General features: G+C 67.9%; 26 protein-coding genes and 1 pseudogene. 17 read left to right on the forward strand and 10 right to left on the reverse strand.

What is annotated here, in order from left to right; all coding sequences use genetic code 11:
- The first annotated feature begins 32 nt into the window (after window positions 1-32).
- Together ligD and A5767_RS18145 are read left to right on the forward strand one after the other, a co-directional pair.
- The gene (ligD, locus tag A5767_RS18140; RefSeq protein WP_064852858.1) at window positions 33-1001 is read left to right on the forward strand and encodes a non-homologous end-joining DNA ligase; all 969 of its coding nucleotides are present in this window, start codon (window positions 33-35) and stop codon (window positions 999-1001) included.
- A gap of 22 nt (window positions 1002-1023) precedes the next feature.
- Entirely contained in the window at window positions 1024-1425 is a 402-nt protein-coding gene (locus A5767_RS18145) for a TIGR03668 family PPOX class F420-dependent oxidoreductase (protein ID WP_064852859.1), read from the forward strand.
- A 4-nt stretch (window positions 1426-1429) separates the two neighbouring features.
- Here A5767_RS18145 and A5767_RS18150 read toward each other — a convergent pair whose 3' ends face one another.
- Complete coding sequence (locus A5767_RS18150) at window positions 1430-2275, reverse strand: alpha/beta fold hydrolase (protein WP_064852860.1); 846 nt, start codon at window positions 2273-2275, stop codon at window positions 1430-1432.
- 299 nt (window positions 2276-2574) lie between these two features.
- Here A5767_RS18150 and A5767_RS18155 point away from each other — a divergent pair, with 299 nt between their 5' ends.
- Window positions 2575-2874, forward strand: a complete 300-nt coding sequence (locus A5767_RS18155) for a helix-turn-helix domain-containing protein (protein ID WP_033098161.1) — start codon at window positions 2575-2577, stop codon at window positions 2872-2874.
- 367 nt (window positions 2875-3241) lie between these two features.
- Here A5767_RS18155 and A5767_RS18160 read toward each other — a convergent pair whose 3' ends face one another.
- Window positions 3242-4120 (reverse strand): LysR family transcriptional regulator, encoded by an 879-nt coding sequence (locus tag A5767_RS18160; protein WP_006552047.1) that lies wholly within the window; start codon window positions 4118-4120, stop codon window positions 3242-3244.
- A gap of 138 nt (window positions 4121-4258) precedes the next feature.
- Here A5767_RS18160 and A5767_RS18165 point away from each other — a divergent pair, with 138 nt between their 5' ends.
- From A5767_RS18165 to A5767_RS18220, 12 genes are all read left to right on the forward strand, one after another.
- Complete coding sequence (locus A5767_RS18165) at window positions 4259-5623, forward strand: MFS transporter (RefSeq protein ID WP_064852861.1); 1365 nt, start codon at window positions 4259-4261, stop codon at window positions 5621-5623.
- A 16-nt stretch (window positions 5624-5639) separates the two neighbouring features.
- Window positions 5640-7370, forward strand: a complete 1731-nt coding sequence (locus tag A5767_RS18170; RefSeq protein WP_064852862.1) for an acyl-CoA dehydrogenase family protein — start codon at window positions 5640-5642, stop codon at window positions 7368-7370.
- Window positions 7367-8542 carry a CaiB/BaiF CoA transferase family protein gene (locus A5767_RS18175; protein WP_064852863.1) on the forward strand — a complete coding sequence of 392 codons (1176 nt, stop codon included), beginning with the start codon at window positions 7367-7369 and terminating at the stop codon, window positions 8540-8542. Before A5767_RS18170 ends, A5767_RS18175 begins: the two co-directional genes overlap by 4 nt.
- Window positions 8543-8793: 251 nt before the next feature.
- Window positions 8794-9096 (forward strand): urease subunit gamma, encoded by a 303-nt coding sequence (locus tag A5767_RS18180; protein WP_006552043.1) that lies wholly within the window; start codon window positions 8794-8796, stop codon window positions 9094-9096.
- Window positions 9097-9108: 12 nt separating this feature from the next.
- A complete protein-coding gene (gene ureB, locus A5767_RS18185; protein WP_024100932.1) occupies window positions 9109-9438 on the forward strand; it encodes an urease subunit beta in 330 nt (109 codons plus the stop codon).
- Window positions 9439-9442: 4 nt separating this feature from the next.
- A complete protein-coding gene (locus A5767_RS18190; RefSeq protein ID WP_064852864.1) occupies window positions 9443-11143 on the forward strand; it encodes an urease subunit alpha in 1701 nt (566 codons plus the stop codon).
- Window positions 11143-11838, forward strand: a complete 696-nt coding sequence (locus A5767_RS18195) for an urease accessory protein UreF (protein WP_064852865.1) — start codon at window positions 11143-11145, stop codon at window positions 11836-11838. Before A5767_RS18190 ends, A5767_RS18195 begins: the two co-directional genes overlap by 1 nt.
- On the forward strand, window positions 11831-12589 hold the full coding sequence (ureG, locus tag A5767_RS18200) for an urease accessory protein UreG (RefSeq protein WP_006552039.1): 759 nt from the start codon (window positions 11831-11833) through the stop codon (window positions 12587-12589). The genes A5767_RS18195 and ureG overlap by 8 nt, the downstream gene beginning before the upstream one ends.
- Window positions 12590-12591: 2 nt before the next feature.
- Window positions 12592-13323 carry an urease accessory protein UreD gene (locus tag A5767_RS18205; protein WP_006552038.1) on the forward strand — a complete coding sequence of 244 codons (732 nt, stop codon included), beginning with the start codon at window positions 12592-12594 and terminating at the stop codon, window positions 13321-13323.
- Window positions 13310-14242 carry an energy-coupling factor ABC transporter permease gene (locus A5767_RS18210; RefSeq protein ID WP_037216621.1) on the forward strand — a complete coding sequence of 311 codons (933 nt, stop codon included), beginning with the start codon at window positions 13310-13312 and terminating at the stop codon, window positions 14240-14242. Before A5767_RS18205 ends, A5767_RS18210 begins: the two co-directional genes overlap by 14 nt.
- 123 nt (window positions 14243-14365) lie before the next feature.
- On the forward strand, window positions 14366-15070 hold the full coding sequence (locus A5767_RS18215) for a DUF899 domain-containing protein (RefSeq protein ID WP_064852875.1): 705 nt from the start codon (window positions 14366-14368) through the stop codon (window positions 15068-15070).
- A 125-nt stretch (window positions 15071-15195) separates the two neighbouring features.
- Entirely contained in the window at window positions 15196-15612 is a 417-nt protein-coding gene (locus tag A5767_RS18220; protein WP_006552035.1) for a hypothetical protein, read from the forward strand.
- Here the strand turns inward: A5767_RS18220 and A5767_RS18225 are convergent.
- From A5767_RS18225 to A5767_RS18240, 4 genes and pseudogenes are all read right to left on the reverse strand, one after another.
- Window positions 15575-16126: a dihydrofolate reductase family protein gene (locus A5767_RS18225; RefSeq protein WP_006552034.1), complete on the reverse strand. Its 552-nt coding sequence runs from the start codon at window positions 16124-16126 to the stop codon at window positions 15575-15577. The genes A5767_RS18220 and A5767_RS18225 overlap by 38 nt on opposite strands.
- Before the next feature lie 58 nt (window positions 16127-16184).
- Window positions 16185-16994 (reverse strand): glycoside hydrolase family 19 protein, encoded by an 810-nt coding sequence (locus tag A5767_RS18230; RefSeq protein ID WP_231913219.1) that lies wholly within the window; start codon window positions 16992-16994, stop codon window positions 16185-16187.
- A 726-nt stretch (window positions 16995-17720) separates the two neighbouring features.
- Window positions 17721-18569 (reverse strand): annotated as a pseudogene (rsgA, locus tag A5767_RS18235) (ribosome small subunit-dependent GTPase A); the annotation flags it as partial.
- Window positions 18570-18746: 177 nt separating this feature from the next.
- Complete coding sequence (locus A5767_RS18240) at window positions 18747-19412, reverse strand: class I SAM-dependent methyltransferase (protein ID WP_006552032.1); 666 nt, start codon at window positions 19410-19412, stop codon at window positions 18747-18749.
- Window positions 19413-19541: 129 nt separating this feature from the next.
- Between A5767_RS18240 and A5767_RS18245 the strand changes: the two genes are divergently transcribed.
- A complete protein-coding gene (locus A5767_RS18245; protein WP_064852868.1) occupies window positions 19542-20849 on the forward strand; it encodes an alpha-hydroxy-acid oxidizing protein in 1308 nt (435 codons plus the stop codon).
- A 7-nt stretch (window positions 20850-20856) separates the two neighbouring features.
- Here the strand turns inward: A5767_RS18245 and A5767_RS18250 are convergent, their stop codons facing one another.
- The 4 genes from A5767_RS18250 to A5767_RS18265 form a co-directional block, all read right to left on the reverse strand.
- Window positions 20857-21162 (reverse strand): hypothetical protein, encoded by a 306-nt coding sequence (locus tag A5767_RS18250; RefSeq protein WP_064852869.1) that lies wholly within the window; start codon window positions 21160-21162, stop codon window positions 20857-20859.
- Window positions 21163-21183: 21 nt separating this feature from the next.
- Window positions 21184-21453 (reverse strand): oxygenase MpaB family protein, encoded by a 270-nt coding sequence (locus tag A5767_RS18255; protein ID WP_064852870.1) that lies wholly within the window; start codon window positions 21451-21453, stop codon window positions 21184-21186.
- 152 nt (window positions 21454-21605) lie between these two features.
- Window positions 21606-22442 carry a hypothetical protein gene (locus A5767_RS18260; RefSeq protein WP_064852871.1) on the reverse strand — a complete coding sequence of 279 codons (837 nt, stop codon included), beginning with the start codon at window positions 22440-22442 and terminating at the stop codon, window positions 21606-21608.
- Window positions 22439-23278, reverse strand: a complete 840-nt coding sequence (locus A5767_RS18265) for a MerR family transcriptional regulator (protein WP_064852872.1) — start codon at window positions 23276-23278, stop codon at window positions 22439-22441. The genes A5767_RS18260 and A5767_RS18265 overlap by 4 nt, the downstream gene beginning before the upstream one ends.
- Window positions 23279-23422: 144 nt before the next feature.
- Between A5767_RS18265 and A5767_RS18270 the strand changes: the two genes are divergently transcribed.
- Window positions 23423-24394: a pirin family protein gene (locus A5767_RS18270; protein ID WP_006552027.1), complete on the forward strand. Its 972-nt coding sequence runs from the start codon at window positions 23423-23425 to the stop codon at window positions 24392-24394.
- The last annotated feature ends 73 nt before the right edge of the window (window positions 24395-24467 follow it).

The raw sequence follows: 24467 nt of genomic DNA on the forward strand, positions 1-24467 counted from the left end.
CCCGTCCCTGCCCCGTACCGCAGACTCGGGATATGCCCTCCACGACGACGGAACTGTCCCCGATGCTGGCGACCCTCGGTCCGCCGCCGACAGGGAACTGGACGTTCGAGATGAAATGGGACGGCCAGCGCACCCTCGCCACGGTGACCGACGGACAGTGCCGGCTGACCAGCCGCACCGGGAACGACATCACCCGGAGCTTCCCCGAACTCCCCCACCTGCTCACCACCGCGACGGGCGGCCGGGACTGCATCGTCGACGGCGAGATCGTCACCCTCGATTCCGAGGGTCGGCCGTCCTTCGCCCGGTTGCAGCGCCGCATGCACGTCCACCGTCCCACCGAGGAGCTACGCGCCGAGCTACCGGTGCTGATCTACCTGTTCGACGTCCTCGCTCTCGACGGACAGTCCACGACGGAGTTGTCCTATCGGCAGCGCCGGGCCGTCCTCGACGATCTGATCGTCCCCGGACCTCGGGTTCAGCTGTCGCCCTACTGGACCGATGTCGACGCACCGACCATGCTTACGGTCGCGCGCGAACACGGCCTCGAAGGGATCGTCGCCAAGGACCCGGACGCACCGTATCTACCCGGGACCCGCAGCGACGGCTGGATCAAGACGCCGCTGCGTCGGAACACCGAGGTGGTCGTCGTCGGGTGGCTCCCCGGATCCGGCAAGGCTGCCGGCGGCATCGGTTCACTGCTGCTCGGCGCGCACGACGACGAGGAACGGTTGGTGTTCATCGGCCGGGTCGGGACGGGATTCACCGCCGCGACCCGACGTGAGTTGCGATCGCAGCTGCGTCCCTTGGAACGACCGACGACCCCACTGGCGGTTGCGCCGCCGGCACGGGAGACCCACGGCGCCCACTGGGTGGAGCCCATCCTCGTCGGAGAGGTCGAGTACCGGGAGTACGCGGGCGGAAGCCTCCGGCATCCGAGCTGGCGAGGACTACGCACCGACAAGACGGTGCCGGAGGTCGATCTCCCGGGCCGCCACTGACCGTCCGGTTACCGTGAGGCGCATGGATGTCCGTCGCAGTGTCGCCGATGCCCGAGTGGCCCGCCTCGCCACCGCCGACGGGTCCGGCGAGCCACACCTCGTCCCCATCGTGTTCGCCATCGACGGCGACGTGATCCACACCTGCGTCGACGACAAGCCGAAATCCACCCGGCGCCTCCGTCGACTCGCCGACATCGCCGAGAACCCGCGGGTGTGCGTGCTCGTCGACCACTACAGCGACGACTGGTCGCAGCTGTGGTGGGTCCGCATCGACGGCATCGCCACGGTCCACGACGCCGATACGCCCGAAGGAACTGCGGGCATCGACGCTCTCGTCCGCAAATACCCGCAGTACCAGGCGAAACGACCACCGGGACCGGCCATCACCATCGACAGGCTGCGCTGGCGGTCCTGGTCGGCGTGAGCAACTACCGGTCCAGCGTGAGCATCGCCTCGGCGATCTCGTCGACCGCCGCAACGGGGACCGCGGTGCCGGCATCGTCCAGGACGAGCAACCGCGCTCCCAGGATCTCGCGTGCGATGGCTTCTCCGTTGCCGACGGGGAAGAACGGATCCCGGCGACCGTGCACGACGAGGGTCGGGACGTCGACCTGGGGCAAGCGTTCCCGCCAGCGGGGCGTGCAATCGAGTCCGGCGAAGACCGTTCCGAGCTGATTCGCGGCCTGGACCGATGGTTCGTCGTTCGGGGTGCGGTCCCAGATGCGCCCGGCAACCACGCGCGCGGCGTCCGGATCGTTGCCGAGGACCGCGGCGCCGGTAGCCGCGAACTCCGCCACGGCCGTGCGATCGGCCCAGTCGGGCATCGGGAGCGCGAACACCCGCTTCATCGTCGCCGCGTCGTGATCGGGAAGGTCGAGATCGCACGGGCCCGGTGCTACCGGACGTGTCCCGACCAAAGTCAGTGCCCGGAATGCGTCGGGATGGTCGAGCACGGCGACTTGGGCGACCATGCCGCCGACGCCGATACCCGCGAGATGCGCCGGCCTGCCATCGAGCGCGTCGACGAGGGCTGCCGCATCGTCGGCGAGGTCGCGCAGGGTGTAGCCGGGCGCGTCCGGGTCCTTCGTCGTCGACTCCCCACAATCCCGCAGGTCGTATCGCACGACACGACGCCCACCCGCGGCGAGCCGTGTGCACAGTTCGTCGGGCCACGAGAGCATCGTCGTGCCGCCGACGAGCAGGACGAGTGGTGCGTCATCGTCGCCGAAGAACTCGACGCCGAGGTCGACCCCGTTGGCGCTGATGGTGGTCATGACTCGCTCGAGCTTCCGGTGTGCAAGGTCGAGTCCTCGTAGCGGGTGCCGTCGAGCCGCGGTCGATGTCCCATGGTCTCGTCTCCTTCTCGATCGGGTTCCGTCTTGTCCGAATTTGCGTGAACGAAGTCCACGACAGTGGCCACGAGTGGTGGCGTTGAAAGGACAGACCGGAGCAACTCCTCGATCTCATCGGTCCGGCCGTCGAGGTCTACAGAACCGACCGGCCATATGGCATCGCGTATCGACCTCGAGTCGACTCGAGGTGCTGTCCGCACACCGACACTCCTGGAGGAACCGTGATCGCTCTCGGACCACAACTCATCGGCCCCACCGAGAAGACTCTCAACGCTCTGCTCCACGACACCACCTACGCACCGGACACTGCGGAGGTCGTCGATTCCCTGATCGCTCGGAGCCTGATCCGCGACGACCGGCTCAGCGAATCCGGACGAGAAACCGTGGCAAGGATCGAACATCGCACCGAGGAGCTGACGTCCGGTATCTGGGAGGCCGTCTATCCGGCCGACCGTGTCGCCGCCGAACGTGCGCTGAACACTGTGCTCGACCGTGCCCGAGCGGTCCTTGTGAGTCGGTAGTTGTCAGCGCATCAGTCCTGTCGATTGCCGCGAGCGAGGCACCTTCTCGACGAGTTTGCAGGACGGCTCGTCGACGTCGAGAGCCACGATCGAGATCGTCCTGGGTGTGCTGTTGTCGGTCGTCGGTGTCCGGCAATGGCGCAGTCGCCGCGCCGAACACGACGCTCCGGCCTCAATGGCTTACCGATAAGATGTAACCTGCAGCACTCGACGTCCGTCAACCGTTGACTTTCCGTCCCGCATGACCCATGCGGGCACAGGCACCGTCGGGTCACCTCCTCCGCTCGAGCGTCGGGCCCTTCGAGGGTGCCTTCCACCTTGACACGCCCGCACTACCCGCAGGGCAGATACCAGGGCGCGGCAGCGGTCAGTTCACATGGGCGCGCAGCACATCCACCACCCGCCGGACCGCCGGTGCCGGGTTGTCGCGGCGCCACGCGAGCGCGATCGGCAGCACCGGACTGTTCCGCAGCGGGACGTATCGCACGCCCGTCACGGTGATGTCGGTGGTCGACGCGACGACGACCGCTACCCCCACCCCGGCTCCGACGAGGGCCAGCAGGCTGTAGGGATCCGGCGCCTCCCGGGCGATCACCGGGGTGAATCCGGCGGAGTGACACACCGTGAAGGTCATCTCCCGCACGCTCGACCCGTGTGCGGCGGGATACACGACGAACCGCTCGCCGGTCAGATCGGCGGCATCGAGTTCCTCCCGCGCCGCCAACCGATGGTCGGCCGGCAGCGCGACCATGAGCGATTCCTGCCGCACCGTCTCGGTGGCGACGTCCCGGGGCACCGGGAGGCCGACGATCCCCATGTCGAGCAGTCCTTGCGAGACGAGATCGAGCACTTCCCCCGTGTAGGTCTGCGGACGCAGATCCAGCTCGATGCCGGGACAACGCTCCTCGAGCAGCCGGGTCAGCTGCGAGATCACCGTGTATCCGCTCGCGCCGCCGAACCCGACGCTCACCACCCCGGTGACACCCGAGGCCGTCGACCGCACGACGGTCCGGGCGATCTCGATCTGCGCGGCGATCACGCGTGCGGGTCCGAGCAGCGATTCACCGGCCGCGGTGAGTTGCACCGAGCGGGTGGTGCGGGCGAACAGCTCGGCGCCGAGTTCGCGTTCGAGCGCGCGGATCGTCTGACTGAGCGGCGACTGGGCGATGTGCAGTCGCTCCGCTGCGCGTCCGAAATGCAACTCCTCGGCCACCGCCAGGAAGGCCTGCAGTTGCCGAAGTTCCACGCCGGCCTCAACTTTGTCGGTTGATCTACACAATCGTGCTCGATTAGGTCTTGGACTTTACACGGTTGCGCCGGTGATAGTGATCCACGACTCATTCATCCGCGGACCGAGTCCGCTCGACGCCTTCGGAAGTGCAGCGTGAATACTTCGTCAGAGCACACCGCGCCCCCGCCGCCACGCCCGACGCACGACACCCGGGCCGCACGCCGCGCCGGTGTGACCGCCTTCGTCGGCACCACCATCGAATGGTTCGACTTCTACATCTACGGCACGGCCTCGGCTCTCGTCCTCGGGGCACTGTTCTTCCCCGACGCCTCCCCCGCCGTCGGCACGCTCGCCGCCTTCGCGACCTTCGCCGTCGGTTTCATCGCCCGCCCTCTCGGCGGGATCATCTTCGGCCACTTCGGTGACCGCTTCGGCCGCAAGAAAGCGGTCATCATCACCCTCGCGCTCATGGGCGCCGGGACCGTCGGTGTGGGCCTGTTGCCGACCTACGACCAGATCGGGATCTGGGCTCCGGTCCTCCTCGTCCTCCTTCGGGTGCTGCAGGGCATCGCGATGGGCGGCGAATGGGGTGGCGCCGTCCTCATCGCCACCGAATTCGCTACACCCGGCAAGAAGGTCCTCTACGGGGCATTTGCACAACAGGGTTCACCGGTGGGCAATCTCCTTGCCACCCTTGCCTTTCTCGGATTGACCGCGATGTCCGACGCCACCTTCGAAGGGTGGGGCTGGCGTATCCCGTTCCTGGCGTCCGCCGCGCTGGTGATCGTCGCCCTCTACATCCGAGTGCGGATTCAGGAGACCCCCGAGATGCGGGTGGCCGCGGCCGCCCAGGAACGTACGAAGCTTCCGCTGGTGGAGGTCCTCCGCTCCCATCCGGCTCCGCTTCTCCTCGGCGTCGGCGCCGTGGTGGCGGGCGTGGCGATCACCTACGTCAAGACGACCTTCGCCCTCGCGTGGGCCACCACCGACCTCGGGTTCACCCGATCGGACTTCCTGCTCGTGATCACCCTCGCCCTGGTCGCGCAGGTGCTCGTTCAACCCTTCGGTGCGGTTCTCGCCACCAGGATCGACGCGCGACGCGCCGTGCTGTGGATGCTCGGACCCGAGCTCATCGTCCTGCCGCTGATGTTCGTGCTGATCCGCACGGGCTCGCTCACCTGGGCGATCATCGGCATGGTGCTCGCCACCGCGCCGCACGCGATGTACTACTCGGCGCTGGCCGGCATCCTCGCGCAGGTCTTCCCCACCCACGTGCGCTACACCGGCATCTCGTTGTCGTATCAGATCTCGACGGCGATCTTCGCCGGCACCGCCCCGATGGCGAGCCAGTTCCTCCTCGAGCGCACCGACTCGATCCGGCCGGTCGTCGGACTCGGGTTCGGATACGTGCTGCTCTCCCTGGTCTGCATGACCGCCCTGCTCAAACGCTCACCGACCGGCACCGAGCCCGACGAACCACGCCCCGCCCCCGCCCGGACGACGGCCGACGCCTCCTGACACCGAACGGACGAAAATGAACTACGCCCACACCGACCCGGCTTTGGATGCGGTACTCGACCGCTGGATCTCCGACTCCGACCGGCCGCTCACCGACCGTCTCCTCGCGCGTCTGGGTGCCGATGCCGCCGACCGTCTCGACGCGCTCGCGGCCACGGCGAACGCCCATCCGCCGGTGCTGCACCGGTACGACCCCGACGGCGAGCGCATCGACCGCATCGAGTACCACCCCGCCTATCTCGAACTGTGCCGCGCCGCCTACAGCGAATACGGTCTCTCGGCACTGTCGCACCGCCCGATCCACGGTTGGACGGACACGCCCCCGCATCTCGTCAAGTACCTCGCGTCATATCTGTTCGTGCAGGCCGAGTTCGGCCTCGCCTGCCCGGTGTCGATGACCGATGCCGCCGCGCGCACCCTGCGGATGTTCGGCGACCCCGAGGTGTTCGGCCCGTGGATCGACGGCCTGACCTCCACCGATCCGGCCACCGCTCTGACGGGGGCGATGTTCATGACCGAGACCCAGGCGGGCACCGATATCGCGAAAACCGAGACCCGCGCCGAATTCGACGGCAACGCATGGCGCTTGACCGGACGCAAGTGGTTCGCCTCCAACCCGGACGCCGATGTCGTGATCACCCTCGCCCGGTTCCCCGGCGGCGACGAGAACTCCACGCGCGGGGTGGGAATGTTCATGCTGCCCAAGCAACTTCCCGACGGCAGCCGGAACTCGTACACGATCGACCGGCTCAAGGACAAGCTCGGCACGCGATCGATGCCCAGTGGTGAGATCACCCTGCACGGCGCGTACGCGCTGCAGGTCGGCGACCTCGACCGTGGATTCCGGCAGATGACGGAGATGCTCAACACCTCCCGCCTGTCGAACGCGATGCGCTCGAGCGCCCTGATCCGGCGTGCCGTGCGCGACGCCGTCGCTCACACGAGGGAACGGGAGGTCTTCGGGAGGTCCCTGTTCGATCAACCGCTCATGCGCGCCACCCTGCTGCCGCTGCTGCTCGACGCCGAGGCCGCGCTCGCACTCGTCGCCTACAGCGGTGCGACCCTCGACCGTGCCGACAAGGGCGACGAGCAGGCCCGCGGTGTCGTCCGGATCCTTACGCCCGTCGCCAAGCACTACATCTGCAAGCGCGCCCGCACCGTCACCGGTGAGGCGATGGAGATCCGGGGTGGCAGCGGCTACATCGAGGACCGGGTGTTCGCCCGCCTCGTGCGCGACTCACACCTCGGATCGATCTGGGAGGGTTCGAGCAATGTCATCGCGCTCGACGTGCTGCGGTCGATGCGCAAGAACGGCGCGCACCGGGTCCTGGCCGACGCGCAGCGCACACTGCTCCACGCGGCGCATCCGGAGTGCGCCCCGGTCGTCGCAGCACTGCGGGAACGCTGGGATGCGCTCGAGGCGCGCGGCGAAGACCTGCTCGCCGGCGACGACACGCACGCGCAGACCCGCTGCGCGACCTACACCGACGATCTCGCACGGACGGTGATGGCGACCCTGCTCGTGGACCTGGCGTCGCACCGCATCGCGCGCGGTCGCGGCCACCGGTCGTTGCTCGTCACCCATGCCTACCTCGACGGCCTGGCCGGTGAACCGAATGCCGTCGCTCTCGACCACCTCGCCGTGATCGCCGACGGCACGGACGTCGACCCGTCCGTCGCGGCCGCCGCGGCACCAAGCACCGCCGCCGATGCGGCACCGACTGCACTGACAGGAGCCCGCTCATGAGCACGCATCCCACCGGCCCGGCCCCGCTCGCCGGCATCAAGGTCCTCGACCTGTCGAAAATCCTCGCCGGACCGTACGCGACCATGTCGTTCTCCGACCTCGGCGCCGATGTCACCAAGGTCGAGCACCCCCAGGGCGGCGACCCCACCCGGGTGTGGGGGCCACCCTTCGTCGGCGACGACGCCACCTACTACCTCGCGGTCAACCGCGGCAAGAAGTCGGTGACGATCGACCTCAAGTCGGAGGAGGGACAGCGGATCGTGCACCGGATGCTCGCCGACGCCGACGTCGTGGTCGAGAACTTCAAACCCGGCAGCGGCCTGCAGAAGATCTTCGACTACCGCGCCCTGTCCGAGCAGTATCCGCACCTGATCGTGCTGCACATCTCGGCATTCGGTGACGAGGGCCCGCTGGCCGACCAGCCCGGTTACGACATGGTCGCCCAGGCCGCAGGCGGTCTGATGTCGCTGACCGGGGAACCGAACGGCGCGCCGATGAAGGCCGGCTACGCGATGGGCGATCTCGGTGCGGCCCTGTTCGGGGTCATCGGGGTGCTCGCCGCGCTGGTCGAACGCGCTCGCACCGGTCGCGGCCAGTACGTCACCACGTCGTTGCTCGAATGCCAGCTGGCGATGCACGTCAACTGGGCCACGAACTACTTCGCCACCCGGGAGCGCCCGCACGCCCTGGGCTCCGCGCACCCCAATCTCGCGCCCTACCAGGCGTATCCGGCGAACGACGGTTATTTCGTCATCGCGGTCGGGAACGACGGATTGTGGGAGAAGCTGTGCACGGCACTGGAAAGACCGGAACTTGCGACCGATGTGCGGTTCCTCCGCAATCGTGATCGCATCGAGCATCGCAGCGAACTCGACGAGGTCCTCACCGCGGCGTTCGCGACCGGGACGGTGCAGCACTGGTGCCGCATCCTGGAAGACCACGGCGTGCCGGTCTCCCCCATCCGGCATCTCGACGAGATCTACAGCGACCCGCACACCGCCGCGATCGGCATGGTCGGCACCGTCGACCATGCGTCCGGGCCTCTCGAACAGATCGCGTTCCCGGTCAATTTCGGAGGGGTACGACCGCCGCTGCGGTCGGCGCCGCCGCTGCACGGGGAACATACCGACGAGATCCTCGCGGGATATCAGGAGGCCTCCGTTCCGTCCTAGCGACGAACGTCTCGAATATCGCTGGCCTACGGCCGTTTCCGATCGATCGGGAACGGCCGTAGGCCTGTTGGCCAGGGACGGCGATGGCGGCATCCCACTGCGGTGTTGCCGGGGTCACGCAGTGCGGCAGCACTTCTGAGGTCGACGCGTCCGGATTTCTCCGCGATACGCGGGGGTAACGTCCGCGAAACAAGAGCCGCGCATGATCGGCATCGATTGCACGACCGCCGACTCGCACGAAAGAACGATACATGCAGCTGACTCCCGCCGACACCGAGAAACTCCTTCTGGCCGTCGCCGGCATGGTGGCGCGCGACCGGCGGGACCGCGGCGTCCGACTGAACTATCCCGAAGCCGTTGCCCTGTTGTCCACCTGGGTGATCGAACGGGCACGCGAAGGCGCCGATGTCGCCGACCTCATGGTGAAGGGCCGCGAGGTCCTCGCCCGCGACGAGGTCATGGGCGGTGTCGCCGAGATGTTGACCGACGTGCAGGTCGAGGCCACTTTCCCGGACGGACGCAAGCTCGTCACGATCCACCACCCGATTTCCTGAAAGGAGCCCGACATGGCATCCGGACCGACTTCGGGACCCGGAGCGATTCGCGTCGCCGAGGGCTCCCTCACCCTCAACGCGGATCGCTCCGACGACGAGCGCATCACCCTTGTCTTCCTCAACACCGGTGACCGTCCCATCCAGATCGGATCGCACATCCACCTGCCGGACGCGAACGCAGCCCTCGAATTCGACCGCGAACGCGCGCAGGGCTTCCGCCTGGACATCCCGTCGGGGACCTCGCAGCGATTCGAACCCGGCAGCAGCCGCGAACTGGACGCCGTCGCCCTGCGCGGGCGACGCGTCGTACCCGGCATCCAGGTGCGGAAGCAGGAGGACTGAGAACGTGGAGATCACACGCGCCGAGTACGCGGCACTGTACGGACCGACGGTGGGCGACCAGGTACGTCTGGGTGACACCGACCTGTGGATCCAGATCGAGGAGGACCGCACCTTCGGTGGTGAGGAAGCCGTCTTCGGTGGCGGCAAGTCCATCCGCGAATCGATGGCCCAAGGTGTGACGACCTGGGCCGAGGGTGCTCCCGACACCGTCATCACGAACGTGATCGTGCTGGACTGGTGGGGCATCGTGCGCGCCGACGTGGGCATCCGCGACGGTCGCATCGTCGCCCTCGGCCGCGCCGGGAACCCGGACATCGCCGACGGCGTGCACCCGAAGCTTCAGATCGGCCCGTCCACCGACGTCATCTCCGGTGAAGGTCGCATCCTTACCGCGGGCGCCTTCGACTCGCACGTGCACCTGCTGTCGCCGTCGCAGATCGTCGAGGCGCTCGCCACCGGCATCACCACCATCGCCGGCGGCGGAACCGGCCCGTCCGAGGGATCGAAGGCCACCACCGTCACGCCGGGTCCGTGGCATCTGATGCAGATGCACCGCGCGCTCGACGTGCTGCCGGTGAACGTGCTGTTGCTCGGCAAGGGCAACACCGTCTCCGCTGAGGGGCTGCGCGAGCAGGCCCTCGGCGGAGCCGCCGGGTACAAGGTGCACGAGGACTGGGGCTCCACACCGGCCGCGATCGATGCGGCTTTGCGCGCGGCCGACGAGCACGGACTGCAGGTCGCGCTGCACTCGGACTCGCTCAACGAGGCGGGCTTCGTGGAGAGCACCTTGGCCGCGATCGGTGGCCGCTCGATCCACGCCTTCCACGTCGAAGGCGCCGGAGGTGGGCACGCCCCGGACATCCTGAGCATCGCCGGATTGCCGCACATCATCCCGGGCTCGACCAACCCGACGTTGCCGCACACGATCAACACCGTCGACGAGCACCTCGACATGCTGATGGTCTGCCATCACCTCAACCCCGCCGTCCCGGAGGACCTCGCGTTCGCCGAGTCCCGGATCCGGGCCACCACCATCGCGGCCGAGGACATCCTGCACGACATGGGCGCGCTGTCGATCACCTCGTCCGACGCCCAGGCGATGGGTCGCATCGGTGAGGTCGTCACCCGCACCTGGCAGGTCGCGCACGTGATGAAGAATCGGCGCGGGGCGCTCGACGGCAGCATGCCCGCCGACAACGAACGGGCCCGCCGCTACATCGCGAAGTACACGATCAACCCTGCGATCGCGCATGGTGTCGACCACGAACTCGGTTCGATCGAGGTCGACAAGATGGCCGATCTGGTGCTGTGGGATCCGAAGTTCTTCGGTATCCGGCCGTCGCTGGTCATCAAGGGCGGATCGATCGCCTGGGCCGCACTCGGCGACCCCAACGCATCCATCCCGACACCGCAGCCGGTGCTGCAGCGACCGGCGTTCGGCGATGCGCTCGCCCCGCACACATCGGTGTCGTTCGTCTCCCCCGCCGCCCTCGACGACGGTCTGGAAGAACGACTCGGGTTGCGCCGCAGACTGTTACCACTGCGGCCGACCCGGCACATCGGCAAGGCCGACATGAAGCAGAACGACGTGTTGCCGCGCATCGAGATCCGTCCCGACACCTTCGACATCGACATCGACGGCGAGCGGGTCGTTCCGGCGCCGGCCACCGAACTGCCGCTCGCGCAGCTGTATTCGATGTTCTGATGTTGCCCGATACTCTGTCCCCCACCACAGTGCTGCTCCTCCTCGCAGACGGGCGCGCGCCGGTCGGCGGGAACGTCAACTCGGGCGGGCTCGAACCGGCGCTCCAGGGTGGGATGTCGCCGACCGAGGTGCGTCGCTTCCTCGTCGCGCGGTTGCGCACCTCGGCGGCAGTCGAGGCCGGCGTCGCCGTGGTCACCCGGCACGCCGTGGACTCCGATGCCGGAACCGCCCCGGCGCTCCGGATCGACGAGATCGAGGACCACTGGGCGGCGCGCACTCCGGGCCCGGCCCAGCGCGACGCGTCCCGGTTGCTGGCCCGCGGTTACCTGCGACTGGCCCGGAACCTGTGGCCCTCCACCGTTCTCGACGACCTCGACGCCCGGACCCCGCGGCCCTCGCGGGGACTGGTCGTCGGGGCGATCGCGGCGCTCGCGCGCATCCCGGCGATCGACACCGCCCGACTGGTGTTGTACGAGGAGGCGCAGGCGATCGTCGCGGCCTTCCTCAAACTGCACCCCACCGACCCGGCCACCGGTTCGCGATGGGCGCTCGAGACCTGCGCCCATCTCGAACCTCTCATCGCCGAGCTGTCCGCCCTCACCGATCCGGCGGACATCCCCGCCACCGGTGGCCCCCAGACCGAACTGTGGGCCGAAGCCCACGCATCCGCTCCAGAAAGGCTGTTCCGTGCCTGAACACACCACCACCCGTTCGCTCCGTCTCGGCGTCGCCGGTCCCGTCGGCACGGGCAAGAGCTCGCTGATCGCGACCATCTGCCGCACCCTCGCGTCCGAGCTGCAGCTCGGCGTGATCACCAACGACATCTACACCGACGAGGACGCCCGATTCCTCCGCTCGGCCGGCGTGCTCGATCCCGAGCGCATCCGCGCGGTGGAGACCGGTGCGTGCCCGCACACCGCAATCCGCGACGACGTGACCATGAACCTGCTGGCCGTCGAGGATCTCGAACGCGACTTCGCGCCGCTCGACGTGGTGCTGGTGGAGAGCGGCGGCGACAACCTCACCGCGACCTTCTCCCCCGCGCTCGTCGACGCGCAGATCTTCGTGCTCGACGTCGCCGGTGGTGGCGACGTCGCCCGCAAGGGCGGTCCCGGCATCAGCCGCGCCGACCTGCTCGTGGTGAACAAGACCGATCTCTCCCCGTATGTGGGTGTCGACGTGCCCCAGATGGTCGCCGACGCCGAGAAGGCCCGCGAGGGCGGACCGGTGCTGGCGCTGTCCCGGACCGACGCCGCATCGGTGCAGGCGCTCGGTGACTGGGTGCGCGAGATGCTGGCAGCCCACCGAACCGGGTCGCACACTCCTGTCGATCCCGGTCCGATGGCTCCGCACTTCCACGCCGACGAGGACGACGACCACGATCACAGCCATGGGCACGGTCACGGTCACAGCCACGATCACGTCGTCGCGCACACGCACGACTGATCATGTCCCGCACCACGATCCGTATCGACCGCGCACCAGGCCGGGCACGACTGACCCAGCGTGCGGGCATGCTCGTCCCCCGCACGGTCGAGGTCGGTCCGGACCACGCGCGGGTCGCCCTCGTCGCCGCCGGCGCGTTGTTGCTCGGTGGTGACTCGGTGACCGTCGACGTCCACATCGACGCCGGATGCACACTCGAACTACAGGACATCGGTGGCACCGTCGCCTACGACGCCGACAACCGGCTGTCCCGGTGGGACGTGCGGATCACCGTCGCCGAGGGCGGCACCCTCGTATGGGACACCTACCCGTTCGTGATCGCCACCGGCGCCCGCGTGCACCGCGACACCCGGATCGAACTCGCCTCCGACGCCGCCACGAGCATGCGGGAGACCCTCGTCCTCGGGCGCCACGGAGAAACCGGGGGTGCGATCCGCAGCCGTACCTCGGTCACTCTCGATCGTCGTCCCCTCTTCGTCGAGGAGTTGAACACGCACGGCGCGTTCCCCGAACCCGGGATCCTCGGTTCCGCGCGGGTGCACGACGTCATCGCGACCTACGGGCGACGCGCCGAGGGCGACGGCGTCGTCCAACTCGAAGGGCCCGGCAGCCTGCTGCGATTCCTCGGCGCCGACGCCCACTCCTCGCCTCTCGAGTCGACCTGGCGCTCCTGGCGCTCTACACACGTTCACCCGTCCACCCTCGAAGGGAGTCTCACCCATGCACGTCCCTGACCATTTCCTCCCCATGAGCGTCACCGCGCCCGCTGCGGCGATCGCCACCGGTGCGGTCGTCCTCGCCGCCACCGCCGGGCGCCCGCGCATCACGACCCGGGACACCCTTCTCGCGGGCACGACCGCAGCGATGATCTTCGGCGCCCAGATGGTCAACTACCCCATCGCCGGTGGCGTCAGCGGCCATCTCATCGGCGGCGCACTCGCGACCGCGCTCCTCGGGCCCCGGCTCGCCCTTCTCGCGATGACCGCCGTGGTCGGCGTGCAGGCGTTGCTATTCGCAGACGGCGGCATCAACGCGCTCGGAGTGAACGTGCTGCTGATGGCGGTGCTGCCCGTCCTCGTCACCGCGGCCGTCCGCATCGGCGCCGAGCGACTCGGCCTCGGGAAGCTGGCGCGGACCACCGCCGCCGTCAGCGCCGGTCTGTCCGTGCCGGTGAGTGCCGCGGTTCTCGGCGTCGCGTATTCGTCGACCGTCGGAACCGGCGCCGCAGCAGCGTTCATCGGCGAACTGACCGCGGTCCACCTGACCATCGGTCTCGGTGAAGCCCTCATCACCGCCGCCGTGCTGAGCACCGTGATGGCGTTCGCGCCCGGCGTCGCCGCGTGGGACGCACGGCCTTCCGTCACTCCCGTTGCCGTCCGACGTGGTCTCGCGGCGATCGGCGGTCTGGGCGTGGTCAGCGCCTGCGCGCTGGCGCTCGTCGCGTCCGGCAACCCGGACGGTCTCGAGCACATCGTCGGTGCCTATTCGCTGCCGGTCGGTGACGCTGCCTTCGCCGGTCTTCCCGGCCTCGCCGACTACGGCACGCTCAGCGGCACCGAGTTCCTCGCGGCACTGGCCGGGCTCGCCGCCACCGCGGTGCTCGGCGCCGCTCTCGCCGCGATGGGCCGCACGCCGGTCCGCCAGGGCGCGTAACCGTCACGGGACGCGCCGCATCGAGCCCCTCTGTCGGAACACTCCGATCGAGGGGCTCGATGAGTTTCGGGCATGCCCCCGGTCAACATTCGCGAACGGATCCGTCCGACTCCGGGAGACGTCATGACCCAGCAGACCACCCGCGCCCTTCCACCGATCGTCGACGAGCAGACATGGCGGTCGGCGCTCGACGACCTACGGCGACGGGAGAAGGCCGCCACTCGCGAGCTCGACGCCATCGCAGCGCAGCGCCGCCGGCTGCCGATGATCGAACTGCCCGACTACACGCTGATCGGCGCCGACGGCCCGACCCGGCTCGTCGATGTGTTCCAGGGCCGCTCGCAGCTCATCACCTATCACCACATGTGGTCCGACGGTGCCGAATGGCAGTGCGGTGGATGCACGAGTCTCACGACGCAGTGGACCCGGCTCGGCATCCTCGACAACTACGACGCCCGCATGGTCGTCGTCACCAACGGGCCGATCGACGAAGCCCTCACCTACAAGGTGAAGGTGGGCAACACGATGGAGTGGTACTCGTCGTCGGAGAGTTCGTTCGGCGCCGACGTCGACGCACCTCCCAGTGGAGGGTTCGCGGTCAACGTGTTCCTGCGCGACGGCGACACGGTCTACCGCACCTGGCACACCACCGGCCGCGGCACCGAGCAGCTCAGCTACACCTTCGCGCTGATCGACATCCTTCCGTGGGGTCGTCAGGAGGAATGGCAGGATTCGCCCGAGGGCTGGCCGCAGTCGCCGACCTATTCGGGGTGGCTCGATTCCCCCGATGTGGCGCGACTCTACGGTCCGGGCACCGGCGCGCGGTGAAAGTCGGGTGACATGGCGGACTCGACACCCTCGCGCAGCGGCCGTCTGCCGATCAACGGCCTGAACCTGTACTTCGAGGTGCACGGCGAGCTCGACGGGTCAGCTCGGCCACCTCGATCGAGAAGGTGTTCACCGAGCACACGCCCGACCCCGCGGCGTTCTCCGCCTACATCGACAAGATGAAGGTCCTCAACATCGAGGACCAGCAGATCACCGACGAGCAGACGCGGTCGATCACCGCGAACACGATGGTGATCGTCGGCGACGCGGACGGCGTGAAACCGGAACATGCGGTAACGATGTTCCGGTTGCTCGGCGGTGGCGACGAGGAAGCAGCGACGACGGGGATGCTGCAGAAGATCCCCCGGGCACGCCTGATGATCCTGCCCGCGATGTCACACCTGGGAATCTCCGGAGAGGCGGACGTGCTGGCGCCGAGTGACGGCGTTCCTCGACGACGTCCCGCCGGTGACGCCGGAGCTCTTCTGATCTGGCCTGCGGCCCTCAGTCGGCGAGGTAGCGCAGCATCACGGCGGTGGTGAACTGTCGGGTCTCGACCAGGCGCAGATCCACGCGCTTCTCCAGGGGCGGGAACATCGGTGTGCCACCACCGAGCAGGACGGGTGAGACGAACACCTGGTACTCGTCGATGAGACCGTGTGGGATCAGCGACGCGGCGAGGTTCGCCCCACCGACCTCCATGACGCCGTCTCCCTCGGCCTTGAGCCTGCGCACCTCCTCCACCGCGTCGTCGCTGACGAGGCGACTGTTCCAGTGGACCTCGGTGAGGGTGCGGGAGAAGACGACCTTGGGCGTGGTCGTCCACAACTCGGCGAAGTCGCGTTCGATGGGCGAGGCGTCCTCGGGCAGGTGCGGCCAGTACTCGGCCATCAGCTCGTACATCCGCCGGCCGTGCAACGAGAGCTCGAGCCGGCGGAACCGGTCGTTGTGGAACTGGTGCAGTTCGTCGTCGGGGTCGGTCCAGTCGATATTGCCGTCACGGTCGTTGATGTAACCGTCGAGGGACACGCCGAAGTCGTAGATCAGTGTTCTCATGCTCCGATAGACCGTCGGCGCACCCCGAACTCATCGGCCCGGTGCGACCGTGTCGGGCTTACGGCTGGAGCAGCACGTCCAGACCACGCTCGAACTCGTCGATGCGGCGACCGAGGGCATGGTGACCGCCGTTGACCAGCTCGGACACACGGACGATCCCTGCGGTGTCCGCGATCTCGTTGAGGTTGCGCGACGTCCAGTACCAGGCGGCGGTGGTGAAGGCGTTCTCCGGCGCGGCGAGCAGCTCGGGGTGCGCGACGAAGTCGACGCCGATGTGCTCGCTGACCTTCTCATAGTTGTGACGGCCCGTGATCTGGATCGCGCCGCGACCCTTGTAGCGCTCACCGTCGCCGGGATGGGTGTTTCCGAGATCGGCGCGACCCTCGTATGCGCGACCGGACGCGTACTCCTCGAAGGTGCGGAAGGAGTCCGATTCGACGGCCAGCTGGGCGATGAACGCCGCCTGACGGACCGGGTTGTCGATGCCGCTGCGCGCCATCGCGTCGTTCAGCGGCGCGATGAACTGCTCGACTTTCTCCGCCGGGATGCCCGGCACGATGCGGGTCAGTTCCTCGGGTGTGACGGCGGGGAGCGGCGCAGGAGTCGTCTCGGCGACGAGTTCGACCACCTCGGTCGACTCTGCGGATTCGGCCTCTTCCTCGTCGTCGGTCACGGTCCAGCCGTCGGCGGCCAGGGCGTCGAAGTCGAGCGCCCGGAGCAGGCCGCGGGGCTCCTGGAAACGGGTAGGTGCAGGGGTGGTGGGTGCGGTGTCGGCGTGGGCGACGGAGGTACCGACGCCGAGCGCGGCGGTGAGGACGGCCGCGGCGGCGACCGCGGCACGGAAACGGCGCAATGATGAAACGGACAAGGGTCGTGCTCCAAGATTCGCCGAAGCTGGGTTCGGCCTTCGAACGGGGCCGCGGGCATCACCGGCGGGATCGTTACCACCGCACGGAGGGCCAACACGCGACCATCAGGTCACAACCAGGTAACGTCGCAGGTCGAGAGGTTTTCAAGCGATCGTGGCCGACGCCATCCGAACCAATGAAAGTGGTGCGTGCCATACTCGGAAGTCGATCATTGCGGCGATCGCATCCGGCCGGCCCAGCGAGAACCTGCCGGAGCGGTACCTGGCCGATCCTGCCCCTTGTCCACCGAGGATCGCTGCACTCTCACCGAATTAGTTGCGCAGCAGCACCTTCGATCACGAAACCGCACGCGCCGAAGGTTCGTCCCGCAGATGGTCGAATTGAGGCCGCGATGGGTCGCCCCCCTCGGGAACAGACCGGTTCGATTCGACCGAGGAGGTGTACACCCCCGAGCCGGGTCGTAATCATTTCGTGTCCGACGACACACCTCGATAACGCGTAGCTGCACGCCGACCGAGACCGTCCGCGTTCACAATACGACGACCCGAGCAGGAAGTACCGATTGGTATGTTCACACAGGTCGAAGACCCCGACCGTTCGGTCGGGTCTTCCATGATCAGCGCGCTGAAGCGGGTCGGCGCGGCGTGCTGCAGTAGCAAGCCCCGGTTCATAGCGCGAACTGCGCGGAGCGGTACCGACCGCCCTGTATGCCGCGCCGAGAACACTCAGCGGTCGCGGTAGTACGCCCGGATCGCGCGGCTCATCACCTTGATCTCACGGGTCCGCTCGTGCCGCAATCGGGCATCGGACCGGGCCGCGATCCATTCGTTCTCACGTCGCAGTTTGCGATGACTCTCCACTCGCCGGGCATCGAGGTCGCCGCGGTCGACAGCGGCACGAACCGCGCATCCCGGTTCGGTCTCGTGCGCACAGTCCGCGAAGCGGCAGTACTGAGCGAGCTCATCGATCTCGGGGAAGGCGGAGGCGATGCCGGCACCGGCGTCCCACATCCCGATACCCCGCAACCCCGGAGTGTCGATGAGGGTCACGCCGCCGCCCAAAGGGAACATCTCTCGATCGGTCGTGGTGTGCCGGCCCTTGCCGTCGCCCTGGCGCACCGGTGCCGTCGCCTGGATGTCGCGACCGCACAGCGCGTTGACCAGCGTCGATTTCCCGGCGCCGGACGCTCCGACGAACACGACGGTGCCGTGGAGCACCTCGCGCATTTCATTCAGGCCGGATCGATTCGGCGCACAGACCTCCACCACGCTCGCTCCGGGTGCGACCACGGCGACCTGCTCGAATTCCGCTTCGGTGGCGATGTCGACCTTCGTCAGGGCGACTACCGGTTGCGCGCCGCTGTCCCAGGCCAGCGCCAGCAGACGTTCCATGCGACCGAGATCGAGGGTGTCGGATGCGACCGTCACCACGACGGTGTCGACGTTGGCAGCGAGTACCTGCTCTTCCGAACGCCCCGACGCGTCGGCACGACGAATCGCGCCGGTACGCGGCATCACCGCACAGACCCCGCCGGTCATATCGCCTTCGGTGGCCGGTTCGCGCACGATCACCCAGTCGCCGGTGCAGACGTGGTGGCGCGCTGTCCGTACCCGACCAGCGGATCGGTTCCGGGTGGGACATCGGGGTGCACGGTGACTCCTGGATCATGACGAGGCGCGGGTGGTCCGCTCCGACAGATCCGATGGTGAACTTCGCACCCCGGCAATGCAATCGAACTTCCGCGTGCACCCTCAATCGCGGTGGGCCGACAGCAACCAGGCCGGGAGCATCGAACGGCCCTTGTCGTCGCGTTGCCACGCGGCAGCCTCTTCGTCGCCGAGAAATGCGTGGATGAAGGCCGGCCGCACGTCGTCAACGGTCCAGAACTCGGCAACCACGTCGCGTAGCTCGTCGTCCGTCACGGGATTGGGTCCCTGGCCCTCTTCGGGGAAGGCGTCCTTCGAAAAGGCAAGGACGAAGAAGGACGCGTTCGGAGCGGCGGCACGGGTGACGGCGCTCAGGTAGGCACGGCGCCGGTCCACGGGCAGCGAATGGAACAGGGTACTGTCGACGATCGTCGCGAACCGGCCGTCGAAACCCGTGAACGAGCTGATGTCGGCCACCTGGAAGGTCGCGGTCGTCAGGCCCCGCTCCGCCGCCGCGGCCCGAGCGGCCTCGATGGCTGTGGGCGACAGGTCGAGACCGACCACGGTGTATCCCTGTGCCGCCAGACGGAGGGAGGTCTCGGCATGCCCACAGCCTGCGTCCAGCACGTCGCTACGGAATCCGCCCTCGTCGATCAATCGGGCGATCTCGGGCTGGGGTTCGCCGATGTTCCAGGGTACGGGGCCCGAAAACCCTTCGGCGACGCCCCGGTAGATGTCGTCCCACGGTGCAACCTGGCCGTCCTCGGTCATGGATCCGACGGTACGCCCGCCGCCGGATCCACCGCACCGATTCCGAATTCGACACCGGTAACCGGTTCACTCGGCCGGGTTCGTGAGGAAGGATCGACAAGCGCCACCGTTCGAGAGGGGAACTCACTCGTGACCGAAACTGCCGCATCTGCACCCGCCGGCCCCGGCCGGGAACGTCAGGGGGTCGTGTACCGCAACGGCGCGCTGGGCCGGCGTCCGGCCGTCCCGACGTCCTTCGGCGACCTCGAACACGCCGCGCGACGCGCGAGTTCGAAGCGGGCCTGGGCGTATGTCGCGGGCGGCGCCGGCGAGGGACGCACGATGCGCAACAATCGGCGTGCGTTCGACCGATGGGCGATCGTCCCGCGCATGGCCCACGGAGTCACCGAACGCGACCTGAGTACGACCGTGGCAGGCACGTCGCTGTCCTCACCGCTGTTGCTGGCACCGATCGGCGCGGGAGCATTGATGGCCGCGGACAGCGACCTGGCGATCGCGCGGGCGGCCGCCGCGACCGGCGTGCCGTACATCTTCTCCAATCAAGGGTGCAATTCCATGGAGGACTGCGCTGCCGCAATGGGCTCTGCGTCCCGCTGGTTCCAGCTGTACTGGAGTTCCGACGAGGATCTCGTCGACAGCCTGCTGCGGCGGGCCGAAGCGGCGGGCGCCGAGGCCGTCGTCGTCACCCTCGACACGACGATGCTGGGATGGCGTCCGCAGGACCTGAATCTCGGGTCGTTGCCGTTCGCACGCGGCGAGGGCATCGCCCAGTACACCTCGGATCCCCGCTTCCTCGACATCGTCCGGCAGCGGATCGACGCCGCCCGCGACACGCTGACGGAGCGACCCGATGTCACGTTCGGCGCGATCCGCACACTGCTGTCGATGACCCGCAACCATCCGGGTCGATTCCTCGACAATCTCCGCTCCCCCGCACCGCGCGCCGCCGCGGAGACCTTCCTCGACATCTACTCCAATCCGGGACTGAGCTGGGAGCATCTGGCGACGTTGCGGGATCGGACGCGACTTCCCATCGTACTCAAGGGAATTCTGCATCCGGACGACGCGCGTCGCGCCGTCGACCTCGACGTCGACGCCCTCGTCGTGTCGAACCACGGTGGACGCCAGGTCGACGGATCGATCGCCTCGCTCGATGCTCTGCTCGACATCCGTGCCGCGATCGGCCGGGAGCCGACCGTGTTGCTGGACAGCGGGATCCGAAGCGGTGCCGATGTCTTCGTCGCGCTCGCGCTCGGCGCGGACGCCGTACTCCTCGGCCGGCCCTACATGTACGGACTGGCGATCGCGGGTCGGCAGGGCGTCGAGGAGGTGGTCCGCAACGTGATCGCCGAGTTCGACCTCACCATGGCATTGACCGGTGCCCGTTCGGTCGCCGATATCGACGAACGGTTCGTCCGGCCGAATCCCTCCTTCTGAAACAGGGTCAGGCCTTGCGCGCACGCACCTTGCGGTACGGGGTCTCGTCGATGCGCGTGGTGATCTCGGCGACCATCCTGTCGTACGACTCGTTCTTGCGGGCGATGCCGATGAGCCGCTTGGTGGTGCGCGCGGCGGCGCCCAGGTTCATCGGGCGGCCCTCGATGCCGTACATCAGGCGCGCCCACTCCGGCAGCAGCGACAACATGTCGTCCTGCACGACGACGAAGGTGAACACCTTCACCGGATTGCCCCACAGGTTCGGCTTCCGGAGCGCGTGCGTCACCTCGGCGGCGGCGAGCGACAGCGACAACCAGTGGCGCTGCTCGTCGACCTACGCCTCGAGGTCGGCGCGGGTGGCGGGAAGACGGGCCGGGTCTGCGCCGACGAGCTCTGCGGCGATGTGCTGTTCGACGACGAACCTGTCCTGTTCGGCGGGGATCAGGTCGAGGCCGAAAGCCTCCGCACCACGCAGCAGCGCGAACGCGAGAGCGTTGTGAGTCCAGTCGATCCACACGGGCTCGTCTGCGCGCAACGTCGTGCCGGTGTGCAGCCGGTACTTCACGGTGTTGCGGTGGAGGACGAGTTCCTCGGAGGTCTGCACATAACTTCCGCCGGTTCGCAGGAACACCCCCGTCGTGTCCCGTAACCGCTCCGCGGCCGGGCTGTCGATCGCGAGCCGGCCCAGCGTATCGGCGACAAACGCGTGGTCGTCGCGAAGTCACGTGCCAGCACCGCGATTTCACCCTCGTCTCGTCAGGCGAGGAGCGCGGCGTCGAGCACTCGGCGCGCCGCTGCGGGATCGTCGACATGGATCGCGAACCGGTTCACGAGCGCTGGACGGCGGCGATGTTCGAAGAAGGCCGGCAAGAGGGCCTCGACGGGTTCCGCGAGGACGAGATCGAGATTGGTGCCGTCGGGACCGGGCAGGAACAGCACCTCGCCGTCCACACCCGTCTCCGCCGGCTGGAAGCGATGGCGCGGGATACATCGCTGCAGGTTGTCGGCGTCGATACGTGCCACGACCTGATGTCCGGAGCGCAGGACGAGGCCGTCCCGTGTCAGAAGATGCGGGTTGACGACACGATCCGCGAGCCACCCTGCGAGAGGAAGAAGCGAGTACACCGAGACGATCAGCAACGTCCAGCGCAGCCATTCCCACGGCACGAGTATGTGGACCACCGCGATTTCGATGACCGACGCCACGAGCCACGCGATCGGCACGCTCATCGTGCCGCGGGTGTAACCGATCGTCGTCACCTCAGGTCCGGCGCCGACCCGACGTCCTCGTATCAGGAACCACAATGCGCGGTAGCTTCTCAACTCTGCGCGGATCAGGGCCCCGGGCACGCGGCCGACGAGTTCGTCGAGCACCCCCGCCCACGGTGTTCCGGATCGGCGCAGGATTCGAACCCGCAGTGCGCCGACGATCAGCACCAGGATTCCCAGAGGTAGCTCGAATCCGAGCCAGACCTTCAGTGCTGTCACCGGTGTGAGGATGCCCAGTGCAACGAGGAAGGCGTTCGTACAGGCCACCACCACGGTGAGGACGAGAGCGGCTCGGTGGACGAGCCGGACGGTGCGCTCAGTCATGCCCGCGCTCCGTCCTGCTGCGGTCCCGACTGTGCGGCGACGCGCCGGACGAACCCGATCGCGACGGCCTGCTGGGCCGGGTCCGGAAGGAACTCGGCGAGCACCTCGGTGTTCGATTCGAGGGCAGTTGCCGCCTCGGCTGCCCACGAACCGAGCACCTCCGCCATGATCGGGATGTCGTCGAGCAAGGCGGTCATGCCGTCGATGACGGCGCTGACCTCGTCGGCTGCCGCGGTGGGATCTTGTCCGGCAAGTGCACCGAAGCGTCGGTAGACGGCGACCATGGCGTGCCGTTGTTCGGGGTCGTCGAGCAGGGTTCGCATGGCGTCGAGATACTCCGGTGATGCCTGCCCGGAGAGTGCGAGCATCTCCCAGCTGTCACGTTCGCGGACGAACAGCGTCCGGGTGTGCGGGTCGTCCTCGCCGTCGATGAGTTCGTCGAACGCGTCGACGATCGGTGACGGCAAGGGCGAGAGCCGGTCGCCGGCGCGGTGACGCTCGAGAATCGCGGCGAGTGCCTCACGTTTGACCTGCAGCGTCCGGATCTGATTGTCTGCCGCCTCGAGCAGCGATTCGAGGTCTGCGGTGAGATCGGACTCGGCATCTCGGTCGCTGCCGTCGGTGAAGTGGCCGCCGAGGACGGTCGCCACCGAACCCAGTGGAACACCCGACTGGGCGAGCCAGCGGATGCGCAGCAGACGCACCAGGTCGGCGAGTTCGTAGTCCCGGTATCCGTTGGGTGCCCGTGGGGGTTCGGGCATGAGCCCGAGCCGGTGGTAGTGCCGAACGGCGCGAACGGTGGTTCCCGCGGCCTGGGCCAAGTCGCTGATCCTCATGGCTTCAGCATCGACCCTGACGCTACGTCAGGGTCAAGCCATGAATGCGGCGGCGCACATCGGGGTGGGAACAACCCGAGAAGGACTGCGGTTGAGTGCAGTAAGATAGTTGACAAATCAACTACATGACCGAGAGGGGTTACCGTGCCTGCCGTAACCGTCGACAACGTTCTCGCTCTTCCTCGCGTCGAAGAGCCCGCACCCGACGCGCTCTCACGTCCCGTCCTGTCCGTGACCATTGCACCGCGCGGCTTCGAAGGCGAAGGCTTCCCGGTCCGCCGTGCGTTCGCGGGCATCGAGACGAAGTACCTCGATCCTTTCATCCACATGGATCAGATGGGTGAGGTGAACTACGCGCCCGGCGAACCGAAGGGCACCCCCTGGCATCCGCACCGCGGTTTCGAGACCGTCACCTACATGATCGACGGCATGATGCAGCACCGCGACTCCCACGGAGGCGGCGGCACGATCGGTGGCGGCGACACCCAGTGGATGACCGCCGGCAGCGGCATTCTGCACATCGAAGCACCACCGGAACATCTCGTGGTCAGCGGTGGACTGTTCCACGGCGTGCAGCTGTGGGTGAACCTGCCCAAGGCCGAGAAGTTCGTCGCCCCGCGGTATCAGGACATCGGCGGCGGCGAGGTCGCCCTGCTGTCCTCGGCCGACGGCGGCGCGCTCATCCGCGTGATCGCCGGAGAACTCGACGGGCACCGTGGTCCCGGTTCGACGCACACACCGATCACCCTGCTGCACGCGACCGTGGCGCCGGGAGCAAGCGTCACCCTGCCGTGGAACCCCGAATTCAACGCCCTGACATACGTGCTCGCCGGTGATGGCGCGGTCGGACCGGAACACCGCCCGATCCGGACCGGACAGACCGCCGTCTTCGGTAGGGGTGAAAGCCTGACCATCTCTGCTGCCGCGACACAGGATTCGCGCACCGACGCCCTCGAGGTGTTCGTGCTCGGTGGCAAGCCGATTCGTGAACGCGTCGTCATGGCGGGTCCGTTCGTCATGAACACCCGCACCGAGATCATCGAGGCGATGGAGGACTTCCAGGCCGGGCGATTCGGCTCCATTCCCGCCGTGCGCCCCTCGGACGAAAATGCCTAATCCGAAAATGAGGTGACCTGCCCCGGGAATGGACACGTGGCTAATCCGAAAATGAGTTGACCTGCCCCGGGAA

It is taken from the genome of Rhodococcus sp. 852002-51564_SCH6189132-a (genome assembly GCF_001665495.1).
Classification (GTDB): domain Bacteria; phylum Actinomycetota; class Actinomycetes; order Mycobacteriales; family Mycobacteriaceae; genus Rhodococcus; species Rhodococcus pyridinivorans.

What these genes read in the sequence shown, in the direction of transcription:
- ligD (WP_064852858.1), top strand. Translation starts at nt 33, where the DNA reads ATGCCCTCCACGACGACGGAACTGTCCCCGATGCTGGCGACCCTCGGT.
- A5767_RS18145 (WP_064852859.1), top strand. Translation starts at nt 1,024, where the DNA reads ATGGATGTCCGTCGCAGTGTCGCCGATGCCCGAGTGGCCCGCCTCGCC.
- A5767_RS18150 (WP_064852860.1), bottom strand. Translation starts at nt 2,275, where the DNA reads ATGACCACCATCAGCGCCAACGGGGTCGACCTCGGCGTCGAGTTCTTC.
- A5767_RS18170 (WP_064852862.1), top strand. Translation starts at nt 5,640, where the DNA reads ATGAACTACGCCCACACCGACCCGGCTTTGGATGCGGTACTCGACCGC.
- A5767_RS18175 (WP_064852863.1), top strand. Translation starts at nt 7,367, where the DNA reads ATGAGCACGCATCCCACCGGCCCGGCCCCGCTCGCCGGCATCAAGGTC.
- A5767_RS18180 (WP_006552043.1), top strand. Translation starts at nt 8,794, where the DNA reads ATGCAGCTGACTCCCGCCGACACCGAGAAACTCCTTCTGGCCGTCGCC.
- ureB (WP_024100932.1), top strand. Translation starts at nt 9,109, where the DNA reads ATGGCATCCGGACCGACTTCGGGACCCGGAGCGATTCGCGTCGCCGAG.
- A5767_RS18195 (WP_064852865.1), top strand. Translation starts at nt 11,143, where the DNA reads ATGTTGCCCGATACTCTGTCCCCCACCACAGTGCTGCTCCTCCTCGCA.
- A5767_RS18205 (WP_006552038.1), top strand. Translation starts at nt 12,592, where the DNA reads ATGTCCCGCACCACGATCCGTATCGACCGCGCACCAGGCCGGGCACGA.
- A5767_RS18210 (WP_037216621.1), top strand. Translation starts at nt 13,310, where the DNA reads ATGCACGTCCCTGACCATTTCCTCCCCATGAGCGTCACCGCGCCCGCT.
- A5767_RS18215 (WP_064852875.1), top strand. Translation starts at nt 14,366, where the DNA reads ATGACCCAGCAGACCACCCGCGCCCTTCCACCGATCGTCGACGAGCAG.
- A5767_RS18225 (WP_006552034.1), bottom strand. Translation starts at nt 16,126, where the DNA reads ATGAGAACACTGATCTACGACTTCGGCGTGTCCCTCGACGGTTACATC.
- A5767_RS18240 (WP_006552032.1), bottom strand. Translation starts at nt 19,412, where the DNA reads ATGACCGAGGACGGCCAGGTTGCACCGTGGGACGACATCTACCGGGGC.
- A5767_RS18260 (WP_064852871.1), bottom strand. Translation starts at nt 22,442, where the DNA reads ATGACTGAGCGCACCGTCCGGCTCGTCCACCGAGCCGCTCTCGTCCTC.
- A5767_RS18265 (WP_064852872.1), bottom strand. Translation starts at nt 23,278, where the DNA reads ATGAGGATCAGCGACTTGGCCCAGGCCGCGGGAACCACCGTTCGCGCC.